Here is a 19,329-nt window from a genome sequence, read left to right as displayed (position 1 = left end):
TAATAATCTATTAATAAATTTATATAAAAGTCTAGAACAATAGATTTATATGTTCTTTTACTAAACTTCATTATTACAATCACATTATAGCATACTAACTTATTACCATCTATACCACTCATGTTGTTTACATTCCACTTACATTATACTTAATTAATATTTTCTGTTCATATGTATTGCATTGATAAAAGATGCAGACAAAAATATTTATCTCTTGAATCTGCAACAATTCTATCGAAAGAAGCCATTTAACACCCATTTTGATTAATCTTAATTTTACTGCTATTTATATTTCCTTTTAATATAATAATAATTTTAAAGGTGCCAAGCTTTTTTACTTGACACCTTATATATTTAATTATTTTTTAGAAGAAAATATCTAAACGCCCTATTAATCTTCTTTTCTTCTATAGCTTACTAGAGCAGCTGCCATGCTTAACAATCCTACTCCCGCAAAGACACCAATTAAACTATCATCACCAGTAGCTACACTTGTACTTGCTGTTTTATCACCAGTTTTGACTGGATTACTTGCTTCTAATCCGGCCATCGCTTTTGTTAATACATCTTTAGCACTATCTACTTGTTCTTGAGTTGCTTCTGGATCATTTAATACTGCTTTGGCTTCATCTAATGCTTCTGCCACCACTGACCATGTCCTAGCACTATAATTAGCTGCATTTAGTGTCTCAGCTTTATTGATCAATCCTTGTAATAGATCCTTGTTTGGAATCAATCTTAAGTCTAAATAAGCTTCAATTAAAGCTTTATAAGCACTATCTACTTCTGCTTGTGTTGCATCTGGATCATCTAATACCGCTTTAGCATTTGCCATCGGCTCTGTTAAGTTGGCAACACTTCCTTCTGTATATACACTCTTATCTAAGCCATTTACTTTGTCATATGCTTCTTGTAATCTTGTTTTATCTACTTTGATTACTAAGTTTGTCATGGCATCTTTTAAGTTATTTAACGCTTCGTTAACATCAGCTTCTAAAGCATTTTCATCAGCTGCTACTTCTTTTGCAGCTTCTAAAGCTTCTTTGAATACAGCCCATGAATCTGCAGTATAGTCATCTTCTTGATATTTTTCAGCTTCTTCGATCAAAGCATTTAATGCTGTTTTGTCACCTTTAATGAAATCTAACATATGAATTGCATTAGCTAAACGATAGAAAGCAGCATCAACTGCAGTTTGAGTTGCATTATCATCAGCTAAAACATCAGTACCTTCAGCCAATGCAGCATTAAATTCTGTTACTACTAGAGGAATTACATTATCTAAAGCTCCTTGAGCTTTTAATGTATTTGCTGTATCAACAGCTATTTGTAATGCTGTTTTATCTACTTTAACTGCTTTAACTAAACCGTCGATTGCAGATTGTAAATTATTATATGCTTCATCTACAACTTCTTGTAAAGCATTTTCATTTGCCATTACTTCGTTAGCTGTTTCTAACGCTGCTTTAAATGCAGACCATGAATCAGCTGTATAATTTTCTTCTGCATATTTTTCTACAGAATTAATCAATGCTTCTAACTCACTCTTATCGCCTTTTTCAAATCCTAACATTTGCATTACACCTGATAACCGTGCAAAAGAAGCATCAACCGTAGCTTGAGTTGCGTTTTTATCAGCTAAAATATTTGTAGCTTCAGCTAACGCTGCCTTAAATTCTGTTACTACTACTGGAACTACTTTATCTAACTGCTCTTCAGTAATATCATTAGCCATCTCAACAGCAATCGATAATGCTGTTTTATCTGCTTCAGTTTTATCTAAAAGTGAAGCATAAGTTAATCCATATCCTCTAGGATAAACAATATTATCAGTATATGTGTTATTAGAATTATCAAATTCTGGAATATTTACAGGTAATTTTCCTGTTGCTCCAAATGTTCCTAAAGCAACCTCGATTCCTGCGATAATGTTAGGACCATAAGCTGCCTTATCTGAAGTGATTCCACCGACTAATGCTTCAGTTACATCAACAGAAGAACCTTTACATCCATAAACAGCTAATATTGCATCAGCATTTGGATATAACTGCACATCATATGGTTTATCAACAGACATGATAATAGATGTTTTATTATTTTCATGACAATAATTTACATAATTATTAGGAGCTGCAGATAACCAATGATCATAAGCCATTCTCGCCGCTGACGATACTTCAGAATTAATGATAACTGTATCAGCCCAATCTAATAATCCTTGAAGTTCAGCGTTAATTGTTGCATTTGCAAATCGATAAACTTTACATTCAGCACCATCAGGTACTAAACCAGCCTCTTTTGCCCGATTCCATGCCATTACCATCTGTGCTTTTTCATTATCATAAGGACATAACATTAAAACTTTTGAATTTTCAGTAATATTTAAAGGTAATGTATTATTTTCGTTTTTGATAACTGTAACAGCTGCTGCTGAAATTTCTCGTTCTAATTCTCTGTTTGCATCAGAACCAACTGTAGCCAAAGCTTTTTCTAATGAATAATCATTAGCATCATAATCTAAAATTCCTCTGTTTTCTTTAACAGTTAAAATTCTTGTAACAGCATCATCAAGACGTGATTCAGGAATCTCACCGCTTTCAACAGCCGCAACGACACCATCGATTATCGCATCTAAATCTTTTAAATCATCTAAATTGTATAATGTACATGGCATACAAATCATATCAACACCAGCTGCAATTGCAACTTTAACAGCCTGCACTTGATCATAGATAGCTGAAACCCCAGCCATATTCATTGCATCAGTACATACGATTCCGTCAAATCCCATTTCACCTTTTAATAAATCAGTCAAAATCTTTTTAGACATTGTTGCAGGTAGAGATTCTTCTTGACCCGTTTTGTTTGAAAAGACCTTAGTATCATCTAATTGTGGATATAAAATATGGGCTGTCATGATCATTTCAATTCCTTGATCAATAGCAACTTCATATGGTTTTAATTCATTTTCCAATAATTCCTCTTTAGATTTATCAACTACAGGTAATCCGTAATGAGAATCGGTTGCTGTATCACCATGCCCAGGGAAATGTTTGGCACAACCAATAACATTATAATCAGCTAATCCTTTGATCGTTGCTGAAGCCAATGTTCCTACTAGCTCAGCATCATCACTATATGAGCGAAGTCCAATGACAGGATTGTTTGCATTGTTATTAACATCAACAACAGGAGCTAAATTTGTATTGATTCCTAAAACACTCAATTCACTACCAATAATTTCTCCTGCTGCCTGTGCATATTCAACACTTCCAGTTGCTCCTAAAGCCATATTTCCAGGTAAAGCAGTTCCAGAACCTAGACGATAAACAGAACCACCTTCTTGATCCGCACTAATGATTAGTGGGATTCCACCATCTTTAGTAGCAGCTTCTTGTAAAGCCTGTGATAGCTCAAAAGATTGTTCTGTTTCAACAATATTTTGAGCAAAATAAATAACTGCTCCAAAATCATAATCTTCAACAACTTTTTGGACCTGTGAATTCATTTTAGTAAATTCATTACCTGTTGTTTGCTCACCATCAGACAGGTCCGTATCCCAATACCTAAAATCAACCATCAACATTTGCGTCACTTTTTGACGCAATGTCATATTAGCTAGTAACTCTTCTACTCTTGAAGAAGCAGCATTAATTGGTACCACAATGGATAAAATCATTGACAGTGATAGTATACCAGCTAAAAACTTTCCCCTTTTCATCCTTATCTCCTCCATTCTACAAGCAAATTTAAAAGGGCTTGTACATATATTTTAGCAATTCTTCAATCAATAGTCAAAAAAATGCGTTAAATACAAATAAATTTTATCCAACAAAAAATAGCCTTAAAAGGCTATTAACGACAAATATTTTATTTTTTCTTTTTCTTTTTATGACGTACTTTTTTACGATTAGGATTAAACGTATTAGGATTTTTAGGTTTACCATGCATTGGCATTCCAGTATTAGGATCAAAATTACCTAGCATCTTCATCATTTTCTTAGATTCTTCAAACTGTTTCAATAAACGATTGATCGCTGCAACATCTTTACCGCATCCTTTTGCAATTCTTTCTTTACGCGATAAAGTGATAATACTAGGATCGCGACGTTCCTGTTTGGTCATCGAAAAAATAATTGACTCAGTTTCTTTTAATTTACGATCAGAATCTTCATCATTTAATTTAGGAATCTTAGGCATTCCAGGAATCATTTTTAAGACCCCAGAAAGTGGTCCTAGTTTTCTTAACTGCTGCATTTGTGAAAGCATATCATCAAGACCGAATTGACCTGACTGCATTCTTTTATATGCTTTCATTGTATCTTTTTCATCGTATACATCTTGAACTTTTTCTACTAATGAAACGACATCTCCCATCCCTAAAATACGATCTGCCATACGATCAGGATAGAATAAATCGATTGCATCTAACTTTTCACCAGTACCAATAAACTTGATTGGTACATGAGTAATATGTCTAATCGATAAAGCACCCCCACCACGAGAGTCCCCATCTAATTTTGTCAATACTGCCCCAGTAATATTTAACTGTTCATTAAATGAACTAGCAACATTAACGATATCTTGCCCAGTAAGAGCATCAACTACTAATAAAATTTCATGAGGATGAGCAATTTCTTTAATATTTGATAACTCTTTCATTAATGGCTCATCAATATGTAAACGACCAGCCGTATCAATAATAATTACATCATTATTATTTTCTCGCGCAAAACGCATTGCTTCTTGTACGATCGACTCAGCTGACTGTGAAGTTCCTTTTTCATATACGGGAACATTTAGCTGTTCTCCTAATGTTTTCAACTGATCGACAGCTGCAGGACGATAAATATCAGCAGCTACTAATAATGGTTTTTTACCATGCTTTTTACTAATTAAATTAGCGATCTTACCAGCTGTAGTGGTTTTACCAGAACCCTGTAAACCAACCATCATGATAACTGTTGGTTTTTTATTAAAATCAATTGTCGCTACTGTTGTCCCTAACAATTCTACTAATTCATCATGGACGATCTTTACAACAACTTGACCTGGTTTTAATGACCCTAAAACGTCCTGTCCTAAAGCCTTCTCTTTAGTTGAAGCGATAAACTCTTTGACAACTTGAAAGTTAACATCTGCTTCCAATAATGCTAAACGAATCTCGGTTAGCATCTCTTCCATATTTTTTTCTGTTAAACGCCCTTGTCCAGAAACTTTCTTTAAAGTACTCTGCAGACGTTCTGATAATGAATCAAAAGCCATAAATACCCCTTTCTATATCTTCCTTAACAAATCTAAGTATTCTTCTATTTTTTTATGTTCACAAGACATATCATCTTCAATTCTTTGAATTAAGTCAAGTCTTTCTTGATGTTTTTTCAATAATTGTAACTTTTCTTCATAATTTTCTAATAAATGCACTGCTTTTTTCAAATTATCAAAAACCGCATTACGACTAACATTCAAAGCCTCCGCAATCTCCGAAAGTGAATAATCATCATGATAATAGTAATCTAAATACATCTGCTGCTTCTCTGTTAATAAATCACTATAACAATCCATCAACAAATTTACCCGCTGCTTTTTCTCTAAACTAGACTCCATCATTATTCCTCAACTAGATTCTTACATAATCCATAAATATACTGATCTAGATCAAATTCTTGCAAATCATCAACCTTTTCACCTAAACCAATAAATTTAACTGGTATATTTAATTGATCTTTGATCGATAAAACAATTCCACCTTTAGCCGTTCCATCCATCTTTGTTAAAACTAGACCCGTCACATCGGTGATCTTTGAAAACTCAACTGCCTGGCTAACCCCATTTTGTCCTGTCGTAGCATCAATAACTAATAAAGTTTCATGCGGTGCTTCAGGCACTTCACGCTTAATAATACGATTCATTTTCTCTAATTCTTTCATTAAATTGACCTTATTTTGTAAGCGTCCTGCCGTATCGCAGATCAAAACATCGATATTTTTTTCTTTAGCTTGTTTTAAAGCATCAAAAACAACGGCTGAAGGGTCACCACCTTCACGCCCTTTAACGATTTCGACACCAACTCGACTAGCCCATACTGCTAACTGGTCAATAGCTCCTGCTCTAAATGTATCGCCAGCAGCAACCATAACTTTTTTACCTTCATCTTTAACTATCCGATTTGCCAATTTGCCAATCGTTGTCGTCTTTCCAGCACCATTGACACCAACCATTAAAATAACTGTTAAACCATCATTAGCATAGTTTATCTTTGTTGTCATGACACTATCATTAGCATAAATAACAAACATTTTATCGACAATGATCTCATTGATTTCTTTAGGATCCGTAATATTTTGAATGCGGACTTCGTTCTTGATTTCTTCAACAATTTTCATCACCATCGAAACCCCAACGTCTGACATGATCAAAATATTTTCTAATTCTTCAAAATACTCATCGTTGATTTCCCTAAATCTTGCAGCCAACTCATTGATTCGATCGGAAAAAGTTGTATTAGACCGATCTAACCCAGCAACATATTTTTCATTTTGTTTAGCTGATTTTCCGACAAACTTTTCTTTAACTTTACTAAAAAATCCCATTTCAAATCCCTCCTAACTTGGATCAGATAAATCAATCGCTTCTTCTAATTTAACACTAACTAACTTCGTAACTCCTTTTTGCTGCATCGTTGCACCATATAAAAGATCACATTCTTCCATTGTTCCTTCACGATGCGTTACAACAATAAATTGCGTTGTTCCAGAAAATTCTTTTAGATATTTCGCAAATCTTTCAACATTTGCAATATCTAATGCTGCTTCAACCTCATCTAAAATACACATTGGTATTGGTCTAACTCGCAAAATTGCAAATAGACACGAAATAGCGATCAAAGCTTTCTCACCACCTGAAAATAGTGAAATATTTTGGACTGCCTTACCAGGCGGCTGAACATCGATATCAATTCCTGTTTCTAAAATATTAGTCGGATCACTATACTTTATTTTAGCCTTTCCGCCTCCAAATAAACTTCTAAATACAATATTAAATTCTTCATTTATTTTTTCAAAAGTTTCTGAAAAACGTTCGATCATGATCTCATCCATCTCTTTTATAGCCTCTAAAATACTATCTTGAGCCTGTAATAAATCAATTCGCTGACGATTCATATTTTCATAACGTTCACTTACAGTTTTATACTCTTCGATGGCATCAATATTAACATTCCCTAATCTACTGATCTTAGTTCTTAATTCGTATACTTCTAATTTTGCCTGTTCAACATCAATTTCTTCTTGATACTGTTCAACGGCATATTCATAAGTCATTCGATATTCATCATTCAAACGTGTCAAATGACTATTGAGCATTGTTTCCAATTTTGTCGCTTTAATAGCATTAGCGTTAACTTCACTTTGCACCTCTTTTAGATCTTTACGATATTCGCGCAGTTCTACTTCTAAAGCTTCATTTTGATTTACATAAGACATTCTAAGTTCCCGCTTTGATTTGATTTCTTCAGTTAAATCATCACGATATTTAACAGCTTCATTTAACTGATTGATCAATTTACTTTCTGTCTTACCAGTAGCAAAATCTTCTAATTCAACGCTTTGATCAGCTAATGACTCATATTCAGATTTTGCTTTGATCAGCTCTTCGCGCTTACCTTGAACAACTACTTCCAATTTAGCATAAGCCATCTGCTTTTGTAATAAAGCATGTGATATTTCTTTGATTTCATTATCTAAAACATTATACTCATTTCTTTTTTTAGCATAATCTTTTTCTTGATTTTCTAAAGTAACAGCAACTTCTTCAAGTTCCCTTTTTTGCACTAATGATGATTTTTGACGATTAAAACTTCCTCCTGTCAAAGATCCGCCAACATTGACGATATCACCGTCAAGTGACACGATTTTATATCGAGCAAAAGTTGCTTTACTGATTTCATTAGCACAATCAATATCTTTAGCAATAATGATATTACCTAACTGATTTAAAACAACACTTTCAATTTTATCATCATAACTAACAAAATCACTTGCTAGACCAAGATAACCATCCATTGTCTTACTAACGATCAAATGTTCTTCCCGAACACTGCGCGGTTTCATTGTATTTACTGGTAAAAATGTTGCTCGTCCAGCTTTGTTATCACGTAAAAACTTGATTGTATCACGAGCTGTTAGATCATCAGTTGTGACAATGAATTCAATTGCTCCAGCTAATGCTGAAGAAATTGCCAGTTCGTATCCTTCATTTGTAGTAATTAAATCACCTAAAACACCAATAATATTTTTATTGCTTTTGGCAAGTGATAGTACTGTTTTGATGCCGTGATGATAATTAGATTTGTTTTCAACCGCATCGATCAAAATCTCTTTTTTTGATTTGTTTTTGTTGATCTCACTAGTAAGATAATCAATATCTTCCTTTAATTTAGTCAATCGATCATTGCGATTTTCCTGATTTTCAATGATCTCATTTAATTCTTTTTCAGTATTTTCTAATCGTTCCACACGATCGTTATATTCATTGACAATATCACTTAAAATAGCTTTCATATTATCAATGCTTTCTTGGAGATTTTCTTTACTTAATGTTTCTAAAGCATGCTTTCTTTTTTGGTCAATTTCCACTTTAGCTGTTTCTAACTTAGAAACATTAGATACAGCCTCTAACAGTTTTGTTTGTAAAACATTTATTTCTTGATCTAAAACAAACATCTTCTTTTTGATCTTATCATTACTATCTTCTTTTAACTGGATATCTGTTTCTAATGATACTTGTCGTTCATTTAGATCTTTAATACTTTTACTAAATTCATCCAGTGATTTTTTAGCATTACTTATCTCATGGATCAAAACATTTACCTCGATCGAAGTTAAGCGCTCTTTTAAAGTCAAATACTTTTCAGCTTTTTCTTTTTGCCGCTTTAAAGGACCAACCTGCTTTTCCAATTCGACAACAATATCACCAATTCTTTCAAGATTCTCTTTAGTTCTTTCTAATTTACGAATCGATTCTAACTTCCGTTTTTTATATTTAGAAACACCAGCTGCTTCTTCAAAAATACCTCTTCTTTCTTCCGGCTTACTATCTGCAAAACTCGAAATATTTCCTTGCGAAATAATCGATAAAGAATCTCTTCCTAAACCAGTATCCATAATCAAATCAACAATATCTTTTAAACGACACTGCTGTTTGTTGATCAAATATTCAGCTTCATTATTTTGACGATAAAGCCGTCTGGTAATTTCAACTTCATTATAATCATATTTCATAAAACGATCACTATTATCAAAGACTAAAGTTACTTCAGCTAAATTTTGGGCTCGACGATCTTCACTTCCAGCAAAAATAACATCCGCCATATTTGATCCCCGCAATGATTTTACTGACTGTTCGCCCAGTACCCATCTAACGGCATCTGAAATATTTGATTTACCACAGCCATTAGGTCCCACGATTCCGGTGATTCCTGGCTGAAATTCGACGTTAACTTTATCGGCAAATGATTTAAAACCATGCAATTCAATTCTTTTTAAATACATTTATACCCTCTTTTCATTATCTTAAAATTACCGTTCCATCTTTAAAAGCATCAACGATTGCTAAAGATTCTACCCGATATCCTTTTTCTTCAATTAATCTGCGACCATCCTGAAACCCTTTTTCAATTACGATTCCAACTCCAGCAACGTTTGCTTTTGCCTGATCAATAATATTGATCAATCCTAAAACAGCTTGTCCATTTGCCAAGAAATCATCAATGATTAAAATATTATCATCTTCACTAAGATATTTTTTACTAACGATTGCATCATAATCGATTCCTTTGGTAAATGAATGGACTTTCGCTGTGTATAAGTGGGTACTAGTCGTTTTAGCTGTCCCTTTTTTAGCAAAGACTACTGGCACATCATCAAATTCAAAAGCCGTAGCTAAAGCAATTCCAATTCCTGAAGCTTCAATTGTTAAAATTTTATTTATCTTGACATCTTTAAAACGTTCTTTAAACTCTTTAGCAATTTTCCGATATAATGAGCAGTCTATTTGATGATTCAAAAAACTATCAACTCTTAAAATATCCGGCATAATCACATTTCCATCTTTTAAAATTCTCTGTTTTAATAAATCCATCTTTAATCCTTCCTATTTAACGATAATTTTTCTTTTAGATCAAAAGATTTTCTTTCACTTGGCAATTTAACAATAAAAGTAGATCCAACATCAACCTGTGAGATAACATCTATCTTACCTTGATGCAAATCAATTATTGATTTAACGATTGAAAGACCTAAACCATTACCTTCAACAGAACGAGCTTTTTCTTCACGATAAAACCGTTCAAAAATATGCGAAATAACTTCTTTTGACATTCCGTGACCAGTATCTTCAATAGAGACTTCAACATCACGAGATGACTTTTTGATTCCGATCGTAATCAACCCGCCTTTATCAGTATATTTGATAGCATTAGATATAATATTGATCCAAACCTGTTCTAAACGCTGCTCATCACCGTATACCATAATATTTTTCCGCGGTTTTTCAAATACAATTTCAATATCTTTTAAAATAGCCTGATTTTCTTGAGTTGAAATAACTCTTGTCAATTGATCAACAATTGAAAAAGTTGTAAATTCCAAATCAACTTCTTCTCGTTCCAACAACGTCAACTGCAACATATTTTTAGATAATGTCGAAAGTCGTTTAGAATGAAATAAAATAATATCGGCATATTTTTGTCGCTGCTCTTTAGGCAGATCCTCTTCTTTTAAGATATTGGCAAAGCCCTGGATAGCTGTTAAAGGCGTCTGAAATTCATGAGAAATATCTGAAATGAATTTCTGTCGTGTCTCTTCCTGTTTAGCAAGCTGCTGAGCCATTTGATTAAACCCTTGATTTAAACGCGAGATCTCATCATCACCAACATAATTTACCCTAACATTATAATTCCCTTTTGACAATTCTTTAGTCGCTTTAGTTAAACGGGTAATCGGTTTAACAATAATATCAGCAATAGCGATAAAAACAATATTTCCTGATAAAAATACACATCCTAAAATCAATACTGCCGAATTTGCAAAAATTCCCTTTTCATAACTTGTATCTTTTTGGACATATACATATACATCCATATCTTTTATATTAGTTTTACTACCATACGATTGAATATTTTTACGGACATCATAGCAACCATTTTTACTACTATCATAATAATATTTTGTCATCGTTTCTTTAGATGGTGAATATTTACCATCGCCATATGCATAATAGCCATAACTAGGTGAAAACAATGTAATATTGACCTCAGAACTAATCGCATATTGATTCATGATATCATTAATATTATTATCATCTAAATTATTTAAAATTCCAACTACATATTCACTCGTCGCATTAAGTTCACTTTTAGCCATATCCTCAATTTGATCATAATTACTTCTCAAAGCAACATATCCAGCAACTGAAAAACTAAAAACGATCGTAATTAAAAAGCCGCAAATCAACTTCCCATAAATTGATTTCATCATTCAACTTCTACCTTATACCCTAGACCTCTTACCGTAACAACTTTAAATCCCGGTAAATGTCCTAAGTTTTCACGAATCCGCTTAATATGAACATCTACTGTTCGATCAAAGCCATCGTAGTCCATTCCCCATATTTTTTCAATTAACTGCTCTCTACTAAATATTTGATCAGGATGTTTAGCTAATTCAAAAACTAATTCAAATTGTTTCAATGGCAAATGAATCGTTTCATCAAGATAACGAATTTCATATTTTTCACCATCAAATTCGACATCATTCAATTTAATAATATTTGATGTATTGACACTATATCTTTTCAATACCGCTCTTACACGCGCCATCAATTCCGTTGGATCAAATGGTTTAACTACATAATCATCAGCCCCAACTGAAAAGCCTCTCAATTTATCTTTACTTTCACCCTTAGCAGTCAACATAATTACCGGAACATCTTTAAACTCCTTTAAGTTTTCAACTAACTCAAAGCCATCCATTACCGGCATCATCACATCAATAATTCCTAAATCAATATATTCATTTTCAAAGATTTCTAAAGCTTCTTCACCATTACTAGCTTCCAGCATTTCAAAACCTTCTTTATTTAAATAAAAGCCAATTAATTCTCTAATATCTCTTTCATCATCAACTACCAGCACTCTTGGTTTCATCATCAACACCTCAATTCATTGTAAGATTATAACATAATTTATTTTGTAAATATAGTCAAACCCCCAGCAAAAAAGCAGAAAACTACAGTTTTCTGCCTAATTAAATTCAATTGAAGTAATTACTTCACTATCATCTTTACTATTTACAAACTCAATCGTTACGATATCACCTGTTTTAGCAAGAGGAAAACGATTACTTAAACTAATATCACCAATAAAAACGGTCTCACTACCTTCAATCTTAAAATAATACGTACTATTTCCATCAACTACAGCCTCACTGATTGCACTAATAGCACCCGTTAATTTATTTGTTTCAAAATCACCAGTATCGGCTTTTTTTCCATTAGATTCAAGCAAAGCATAATATGCCTGTTCAGCCTGAGCGACACTATCGCCAGTAGCAACGATCTGATAATTTTCAACACTAACAAAAGCATATTTTTTAACTAAATTAGCATCATCTTTTAATGATAAGAAATATGTTGGCTGTCCTCCAGCATTGATCAAGATCGGGAAAGTAGCTTTATACTTAAGATTTTGGACTTGCCCCTCAGCCGATGACATTGCCGAATATTCTTCAGCTCCAGAAATATTATAATATTTACTTTCTTTAGTTCTTAAATTGATCATTGCAAAGCCGACATTTGAAGCATCTTTAGATACTGAAGTCAAGCCTGTATATAAATAAACATCATCATTGATAGCTACATAGTTATACCCATCAGTAGGCTGTAAAACGCCTTTTTGAGAAAGCAAAGTATTAAAATAACCATTAGTATATTTTCCATAATTTTCTAACTGCGTCAATACAAGATCAGCAGGATAAACACGGTCGACCCATTCAGGAACCTTTTTAATATCATAATATTTATGATCGCCATCGATTGCATTAACAAGTACAGCCCCAGTAATATCCTTACCACCAAAAACCCCGATTTTATACTCATATACTGGAGCGATCCAGTATGGTATGCCATCATCATCAATTTCAAAAGCCAGTGTATCGAACATCAAAGTAGGGTAATTAGCTCGTAAATGCCGCTCGATCTTTCTACCAAAATGCTCTGATTTAGAATATTTCATTCCTTCTTTTAACTTAACAACTTCAGATTCCTGACTAACCATATTAACTCTAATATAAGCAGGCAAGCCATCACTGCGATTAGTAAACCACTTGATTAAATCACTATATTCAAGCGGTGTAACCCGATAAGGATTATCCTTGTAATTAATCTGTTCATATGATTCATCGACATCAAATTGGGAAACATAATCTACCATCTCACCCATCTTACGATCTCCTAATTTGATGGCACTATCACGATCAACAACGGGAATCGACTGATAAGAAATCGTCTTATTATCATCGTAAAAATCTGCTTTTTTATCAAGGGTCAACTGTTTTTGATAACTTTTAGCATTAAAGACTGGTGAACTAACAAAGGTTCCCCCAGCTACATAAATTACTAAAATACCCACTAAAATTAAGCTATACTTAATAATTTTATTAAAACCGCGACTTAAAACAGAATAGATTCCATTAAAAATAAGTAATAAAAAACAAAAATAAATAATAAATTGCGGAGAACGAAAATTTAAGGGAATCAATAATAGATATTCACTGATCAATCCTACTATTAATGTTATGATCAAGGCTTTAATAAAAGCTCCTTTACTCGGTTCATTGACAATATTTTGTTGTCGATGAGTTGTAAATCCCTCAACAAAATTGGCAAATATTTCATTTAATTTATTCATTTATAAGCTCCTTTAAATCTTCAATTAATTTTGGCAGCATCTCGATAGAATTTAATTTTGCTCCACTGGCTAGAGCATGACCACCACCATTATACTTTTTAGCTACTTCATTAATAGCAAAATCTCGAGATCGAATACTAACTCGCCAATTATTATCAGCGACATTTTCCGTTATTGCTAGCCAAATTTTATATTCGATAACACCTGATAAAACATTTACAAAATCTGATCCTCGTTCTCTACTGATTCCTAGTTTTTTCAAATCATCATTTGTTAAAACATAATAAGCAACACCGCCATCAAATTTATAATTATTTAAAATAAACTTATTAACTTCTAATTCTTTAGCATTTTTTAAATAAATGCGATTATATAATTCTACAATATCGATTCCCGTCTTTAACAGCGCACTAGCAGCTTCAAAAGTTCTAACATCAGTATTTTGATATAAAAATCTTGCTGTATCGCCAACGATTCCCAAATACAAAGCGGCAGCGCCATCTTGAGATATTTTTAAAACATCATTATCTTTATATAAGCGACTCACTAATTGACTCGCTGAACTAGCTGTACTATCTTCATAGTTTATAACACCATAGCTATCAACAACGATGTGATGATCGATTTTAATAAGTTCTTTACATCTTTGATAATTTTCATCATCGATTCTTTCCCTATTAGCAGTATCTAAAACTATTCCTAATACATCATTATTATAATCAACTTCATTATAATTAACAGCAACTGTGTACTTTCCAACTAATTCTGAGCTAAAATCACCACAAACATAAATTTTTTTATCTGGATATGTGGTTTTAATTATATCATACATACCAAACTGACTTCCAAAAGCATCAAAGTCAGGATTTACATGACGGTAGATAGCAATATAATCATACTCTTCTATCTTCTCAATAATTTCTTTATCCATTTTCTCACTCCTTAATTACATATGACTATAACACATTTTTATATAAAGATAAACAAAAAGGATTTTTTGCCTTATTTTATTATGATGGATGCTTGACTACAATATAATATTATTATCATTCTTTGTTTAAAAATACAGTTAAATAAGAAAGTTATGGGAATTTGGACTTTAGAGTAACAGTAAGATATAAAACTGTTATTTTGCCTTGCAGATCAAAAATCAGATTAGAAAGATAAATAAAATCTTAAAGAAAAATTCAATCAAATAAATCAACTTGTTTCTAATTACTGGATATATTTTTTCAAACCAGCAAACATCCTGCCATTTGTACTAATATTAAAGAAACTGCAAAATTATTACAGATTTTATAAACGAACACTAGTTAGAATTACAAAAAGGAAGCATTGAACTGTTCAATGCCTCTTTTTTCATCTACTTTACTAAATATATTTACTTGCTTCTTTTATACTTAACTTATCCATTTTACCTTCATATTTACTAATAAAATTTCTGACCCAATCAGGATTTGTTTTAGAATAATCCCTTAAACTCCAGCCAATAGCCTTATTAATAAAAAATTCATCACTACCAAAATTATTAACTATTATTTGTTCTAATAATTCTATCTTTGTTTTTTCTTTTCGACACAATTGATGATCGATTGCCAGTCTTCTGATCCAAAAATCCTCATCTTTAGACCATTTTAACATTAAATCATCAACGCGATTATCTCGCAAACCTATTTTTCCAATAACTTTATCTAAAAAGTCTATCGTATCCCACCATTGTTTTGATTTAAGATATTTCTTTATTTTAAAAATATCTTCATAAGTTAAATATTTTATCATAGCATTTAAATAATCACATACAAGATATTGAAATTCGCGATGTTCATCTTCATAACATTTATCTAAAAAATCCCAATCTATTATTTTATTTTTCTTTTCATCTTTGAGAAAACTTTTATATATTTCTTTTCTTTTAGGCGTTGGAAGTCCATAAAACTTGAACTTGTTACGCATATATTTTGCCATTACAAGAGCATTTTCTTTATCTTCCCTATTTTCAAACATTGCCCTTATTTCTAAATATTTATCCATGATCAGCCTCCCTATAAAATATCATCGCTATTATAAAAGGTTATTGAACAATTTCAATAACCTTTATTGACTATAGTCCTAAAATATTTACTGTATCTCGAGCAATCATCACTTCTTCATTAGTTGGAATTACATATACTTCCACCTGAGAAAATTGATTTGAAATCACACGATTTTCTTTGCTTCTTACTTCATTTGCTTTTTCATCCAAGAAAGCTCCTAAAGCACGTGAAATATTATCAATGATCAAACGACGCAAATAAGCTGCATTTTCGCCAACTCCAGCTGTAAATGCAATCGCATCAACACCACCCATTTCTACAAAATAACTTCCAATATATTTTGAAACGATTCTTGCATATAATAAACTAGTTAATAAAGCACGTTCATCACCATCTTTAAATAAAGCATTTTCAATATCCCGTGAATCTGAAGAGATTCCAGAAATACCTAACATTCCTGATTTCTTATTATAAATATCTAATACTTCATCAGGTGTCTTATTTAATTTTTTACATAAATAAGGCATGATTGAAGGATCCACATCACCACAGCGAGTTCCCATCATAACTCCAGCTAAAGGTGTAAAGCCCATTGAAGTATCAATACATACGCCATCTTGAACAGCTGAAATACTAGCGCCATTTCCTAAGTGACAAACAATAATTCTTGAATGTTTAGGATTACCTAACATCTCATTAGCGACTTGAGAAACATATTTATGGCTCGTACCATGAGCTCCATATTTACGCACTTTTAAATCTTCATAATACTCTAAAGGTAAAGGATATAAATATCTTTCTCGATCTAATGTTTGATGGAATGCTGTATCAAAAACAAACACATGTTCTACGCCTGGTAAAGCTTCTTTAAAAGCATTATAACCAATGATATGAGCTGGATTGTGAAGTGGTGCTAATTCAGCTAATTCTTCAACCTTACGAACAACATCATCATCTACTTTTACCGAGTCACTAAAATATTCACCACCGTGAACGATTCGATGTCCACAAGCATCGATTTCATCTAAACTGTTTACTACTTTTTGATCTACTAATGCTTCTAATAATAACTGTACTGCCACACTATGATCTTTGATTGGGCATTCTTTAGTGTATTTTTCACCATTATATTTCATTTCAAAGTTACCTTGTTCTAGACCTATTCTTTCAACTATTCCAGAAGTAATAACTTCTTCACTTGGCATATTAATTAACTGGAATTTCAAAGAAGAACTTCCTGCATTTATAGCCATTACTTTTACCATCTATAATTCCTCCTTAGTTCTGTCATCTTTTATATTGTACCTAAATTATTGAGCAAACTCAACATTTTTTTAGAAGCGCTTTCAAATTTTAAACCGATTTTATTTTTCTTGACAATTTAAAACCCTAGTTAAGCTAGGGTTTTAAAATAATTATTTTGATTGATTGTAATTAGATGAACTCATTTGAGATTGTCCCATGGCAACTAATCTTTTTGTGATTTCGCCACCAACAGAACCATTCGCACGAGCAGTTGTATCAGGACCTAAATTAACGCCAAATTCGTTTGCAATTTCATACTTCATTTGATCAATTGCATTTTGAGCTCCAGGAACAACTAATTTGTTTCTGCTAGAGTTACTTTGTGACATATATTTTCACCTCCTGACACAATTATTTTGTGTCATTAATTTTAAATTATGCATTTTAATTTAAAATTTTTAATAAACTAACTAAAAGCTTAGCTAAATTAACTATAACGATTTTATGAACTCAAATAAGTTCATCAAAAATATTAATTATTAAATACGGATAAAATGTGCAAATTATACATTTTATACCTTTTTGGGAAATTTTTAAAAGTAAATAAATTCTTATATCTTTTATTATATATTATCCTAAAAAAATAAAATTTACTTCTTTTTTATATGTAATATGAATAGAGCATCTAATTTTTAAGCTGCTTATATTTATTAATTTTCCTGATAAATAAAGCTCTCATAGATGACTTATAAGTTATAATATTTCTACTTCCTACCACATAAATTATTTCTATTTTTGTAAATTTGTTAAAAATAAATTTATGAATCTAATGGGTAAAAAAATACCAAAATATGTATTGCTTGACTTTTGTACTTCGTATCAGTATTCTAATAATAGAGAGTACTTTCTTTATAATTTGTTTTGCAAAATAATAAAAGGTGGCAAGTGGAAGTCACGAGATGGAGAAAAATGAAAACTTTAAAACAATTGAATAAGAATTTTTGTAGTACATTATTAATTTTAGTAGTTTTACTTCTATCTATAAGTAGTGTTAATGCAACAAAGCCAGCACCATATGTTTTTCAATCAGTTTCCAAAGAAAGCGGCTGGATTTATAAAATTTTAGAATATAATGGTAGAAAAACAGCAAATGAGTTTGGTGGAAAAGTAAAAGCTGTCTGTACATTTAATGATGCAATCGGACAATATACTAACATTGGTAATCCATATATATCACTTACCTCTGGAAACGTAAGTGATATTAAATTAACATATAGTAAAACTGTTGCAACTAATAAAAGAAAAGTCACTTATAGTAATTTTTCATTTCTAGTTTATGATGAACAATTTGGCAATAACAGTGGAACGGGTCTATATTATGATAAATTCACAATTCCAGATAGTTTAACTTTTAATTGAAAGAGAGTAGTTTATGAAAATATCAAAAGGAACTATTATTGTAGCAATTTTTGTGATTTCAATGGTTTCAGTTATAGTATGTGCGATTATTGATGGAAATTCAAATTCTTATCCTAATACAACCAAATATCTTAAAGATGCTTTTAATAAAAATGAATATGGTGTAAAAATCATCGATTCAGATAAAGGAGAAGATGTTACAGATTCTTTTATTTCAGAAAATAAAGAACTTTATGAAAATGGAGATTGGAATGCAATTATGGAAAATTTCAATCAAAACCATTATCATTTATCAGTTGAAATCAATCCAGATGAAGAATGATTTTAATATAAAATGAAGGTTAAGATATAATGTCTTAACCTTTTTATTAAACGCAAAAAATACGTTAAAACCCTAGCTTAACTAGGGTTTTATCAACTATTTAGATTGATTATAACGATTTGATGAACTCATTTGTTTTTGTCCCATCTCGACTAATCTTTTCGTAATTTCGCCACCGACAGAACCGTTTTCACGAGCAGTTGTATCAGGACCTAAATTAACGCCAAATTCGTTTGCAATTTCGTATTTCATTTGATCGATTGCATTTTGAGCTCCAGGGACAACTAATTTGTTTCTACTAGAGTTTTGTGACATATATCTTCACCTCCTGACACATATATCTT

The 19,329-nt window shown here is 31.8% G+C and carries 16 protein-coding genes; 2 read left to right on the top strand and 14 right to left on the bottom strand.

Annotation, left to right across the window (positions count from 1 at the left end; all coding sequences use genetic code 11):
* Nucleotides 1-391: 391 nt before the first annotated feature.
* The 13 genes from OC535_RS04155 to OC535_RS04095 all read right to left on the bottom strand — a co-directional run bounded on the left by OC535_RS04155 (nucleotide 392) and on the right by OC535_RS04095 (nucleotide 17,633).
* The gene (locus OC535_RS04155) at nucleotides 392-3,721 is read right to left on the bottom strand and encodes a glycoside hydrolase family 3 N-terminal domain-containing protein (protein ID WP_498823241.1); all 3,330 of its coding nucleotides are present in this window, start codon (nucleotides 3,719-3,721) and stop codon (nucleotides 392-394) included.
* 149 nt (nucleotides 3,722-3,870) lie between these two features.
* Entirely contained in the window at nucleotides 3,871-5,265 is a 1,395-nt protein-coding gene (gene ffh / locus OC535_RS04150) for a signal recognition particle protein (RefSeq protein WP_227051805.1), read from the bottom strand.
* 12 nt (nucleotides 5,266-5,277) lie between these two features.
* Entirely contained in the window at nucleotides 5,278-5,610 is a 333-nt protein-coding gene (ylxM, locus tag OC535_RS04145) for a YlxM family DNA-binding protein (protein ID WP_498823240.1), read from the bottom strand.
* Nucleotides 5,610-6,593, bottom strand: a complete 984-nt coding sequence (gene ftsY / locus OC535_RS04140) for a signal recognition particle-docking protein FtsY (protein ID WP_024720820.1) — start codon at nucleotides 6,591-6,593, stop codon at nucleotides 5,610-5,612. Before ftsY ends, ylxM begins: the two co-directional genes overlap by 1 nt.
* Before the next feature lie 12 nt (nucleotides 6,594-6,605).
* Entirely contained in the window at nucleotides 6,606-9,551 is a 2,946-nt protein-coding gene (locus OC535_RS04135; RefSeq protein ID WP_498823239.1) for a chromosome segregation protein SMC, read from the bottom strand.
* Between the two features lie 16 nt (nucleotides 9,552-9,567).
* Complete coding sequence (locus tag OC535_RS04130; RefSeq protein ID WP_024720821.1) at nucleotides 9,568-10,140, bottom strand: xanthine phosphoribosyltransferase; 573 nt, start codon at nucleotides 10,138-10,140, stop codon at nucleotides 9,568-9,570.
* Nucleotides 10,141-10,142: 2 nt separating this feature from the next.
* Nucleotides 10,143-11,537: a sensor histidine kinase gene (locus OC535_RS04125; RefSeq protein ID WP_498823238.1), complete on the bottom strand. Its 1,395-nt coding sequence runs from the start codon at nucleotides 11,535-11,537 to the stop codon at nucleotides 10,143-10,145.
* Nucleotides 11,534-12,208 (bottom strand): response regulator transcription factor, encoded by a 675-nt coding sequence (locus OC535_RS04120; protein ID WP_498823237.1) that lies wholly within the window; start codon nucleotides 12,206-12,208, stop codon nucleotides 11,534-11,536. The genes OC535_RS04125 and OC535_RS04120 overlap by 4 nt, the downstream gene beginning before the upstream one ends.
* A 93-nt stretch (nucleotides 12,209-12,301) precedes the next feature.
* Nucleotides 12,302-13,966, bottom strand: a complete 1,665-nt coding sequence (locus tag OC535_RS04115) for a hypothetical protein (RefSeq protein ID WP_024720823.1) — start codon at nucleotides 13,964-13,966, stop codon at nucleotides 12,302-12,304.
* Entirely contained in the window at nucleotides 13,959-14,897 is a 939-nt protein-coding gene (locus OC535_RS04110; RefSeq protein WP_227051810.1) for a DHH family phosphoesterase, read from the bottom strand. The genes OC535_RS04115 and OC535_RS04110 overlap by 8 nt, the downstream gene beginning before the upstream one ends.
* Before the next feature lie 440 nt (nucleotides 14,898-15,337).
* Nucleotides 15,338-15,997, bottom strand: a complete 660-nt coding sequence (locus OC535_RS04105) for a DNA alkylation repair protein (protein WP_227051812.1) — start codon at nucleotides 15,995-15,997, stop codon at nucleotides 15,338-15,340.
* Nucleotides 15,998-16,067: 70 nt separating this feature from the next.
* Entirely contained in the window at nucleotides 16,068-17,264 is a 1,197-nt protein-coding gene (locus OC535_RS04100; RefSeq protein WP_024720826.1) for an acetate kinase, read from the bottom strand.
* Nucleotides 17,265-17,414: 150 nt separating this feature from the next.
* Nucleotides 17,415-17,633 (bottom strand): alpha/beta-type small acid-soluble spore protein, encoded by a 219-nt coding sequence (locus OC535_RS04095; RefSeq protein WP_024720827.1) that lies wholly within the window; start codon nucleotides 17,631-17,633, stop codon nucleotides 17,415-17,417.
* Nucleotides 17,634-18,213: 580 nt separating this feature from the next.
* Between OC535_RS04095 and OC535_RS04090 the strand changes: the two genes are divergently transcribed.
* Nucleotides 18,214-18,663 (top strand): hypothetical protein, encoded by a 450-nt coding sequence (locus OC535_RS04090; protein WP_498823236.1) that lies wholly within the window; start codon nucleotides 18,214-18,216, stop codon nucleotides 18,661-18,663.
* Between the two features lie 13 nt (nucleotides 18,664-18,676).
* Entirely contained in the window at nucleotides 18,677-18,985 is a 309-nt protein-coding gene (locus OC535_RS04085; RefSeq protein ID WP_227051818.1) for a hypothetical protein, read from the top strand.
* 96 nt (nucleotides 18,986-19,081) lie between these two features.
* Here OC535_RS04085 and OC535_RS04080 read toward each other — a convergent pair whose 3' ends face one another.
* Nucleotides 19,082-19,300 (bottom strand): alpha/beta-type small acid-soluble spore protein, encoded by a 219-nt coding sequence (locus tag OC535_RS04080; protein WP_024720830.1) that lies wholly within the window; start codon nucleotides 19,298-19,300, stop codon nucleotides 19,082-19,084.
* Nucleotides 19,301-19,329 lie beyond the last annotated feature (29 nt).

The organism is Clostridium sp. Marseille-Q5894 (assembly GCF_946902305.1).
GTDB lineage: Bacteria > Bacillota_I > Bacilli_A > Erysipelotrichales > Coprobacillaceae > Thomasclavelia.
The sequence above is the reverse complement of the archived record's forward strand: the minus strand, read 5'-3'. Positions and strand labels throughout refer to the sequence as shown.

Excerpts from the sequence above, each read along its gene's own strand:
- OC535_RS04155 (WP_498823241.1), bottom strand. The coding sequence starts at position 3,721 with ATGAAAAGGGGAAAGTTTTTAGCTGGTATACTATCACTGTCAATGATT.
- ffh (WP_227051805.1), bottom strand. The coding sequence starts at position 5,265 with ATGGCTTTTGATTCATTATCAGAACGTCTGCAGAGTACTTTAAAGAAA.
- ylxM (WP_498823240.1), bottom strand. The coding sequence starts at position 5,610 with ATGATGGAGTCTAGTTTAGAGAAAAAGCAGCGGGTAAATTTGTTGATG.
- ftsY (WP_024720820.1), bottom strand. The coding sequence starts at position 6,593 with ATGGGATTTTTTAGTAAAGTTAAAGAAAAGTTTGTCGGAAAATCAGCT.
- OC535_RS04135 (WP_498823239.1), bottom strand. The coding sequence starts at position 9,551 with ATGTATTTAAAAAGAATTGAATTGCATGGTTTTAAATCATTTGCCGAT.
- OC535_RS04130 (WP_024720821.1), bottom strand. The coding sequence starts at position 10,140 with ATGGATTTATTAAAACAGAGAATTTTAAAAGATGGAAATGTGATTATG.
- OC535_RS04125 (WP_498823238.1), bottom strand. The coding sequence starts at position 11,537 with ATGATGAAATCAATTTATGGGAAGTTGATTTGCGGCTTTTTAATTACG.
- OC535_RS04120 (WP_498823237.1), bottom strand. The coding sequence starts at position 12,208 with ATGATGAAACCAAGAGTGCTGGTAGTTGATGATGAAAGAGATATTAGA.
- OC535_RS04115 (WP_024720823.1), bottom strand. The coding sequence starts at position 13,966 with ATGAATAAATTAAATGAAATATTTGCCAATTTTGTTGAGGGATTTACA.
- OC535_RS04110 (WP_227051810.1), bottom strand. The coding sequence starts at position 14,897 with ATGGATAAAGAAATTATTGAGAAGATAGAAGAGTATGATTATATTGCT.
- OC535_RS04105 (WP_227051812.1), bottom strand. The coding sequence starts at position 15,997 with ATGGATAAATATTTAGAAATAAGGGCAATGTTTGAAAATAGGGAAGAT.
- OC535_RS04100 (WP_024720826.1), bottom strand. The coding sequence starts at position 17,264 with ATGGTAAAAGTAATGGCTATAAATGCAGGAAGTTCTTCTTTGAAATTC.
- OC535_RS04095 (WP_024720827.1), bottom strand. The coding sequence starts at position 17,633 with ATGTCACAAAGTAACTCTAGCAGAAACAAATTAGTTGTTCCTGGAGCT.
- OC535_RS04090 (WP_498823236.1), top strand. The coding sequence starts at position 18,214 with ATGAAAACTTTAAAACAATTGAATAAGAATTTTTGTAGTACATTATTA.
- OC535_RS04085 (WP_227051818.1), top strand. The coding sequence starts at position 18,677 with ATGAAAATATCAAAAGGAACTATTATTGTAGCAATTTTTGTGATTTCA.
- OC535_RS04080 (WP_024720830.1), bottom strand. The coding sequence starts at position 19,300 with ATGTCACAAAACTCTAGTAGAAACAAATTAGTTGTCCCTGGAGCTCAA.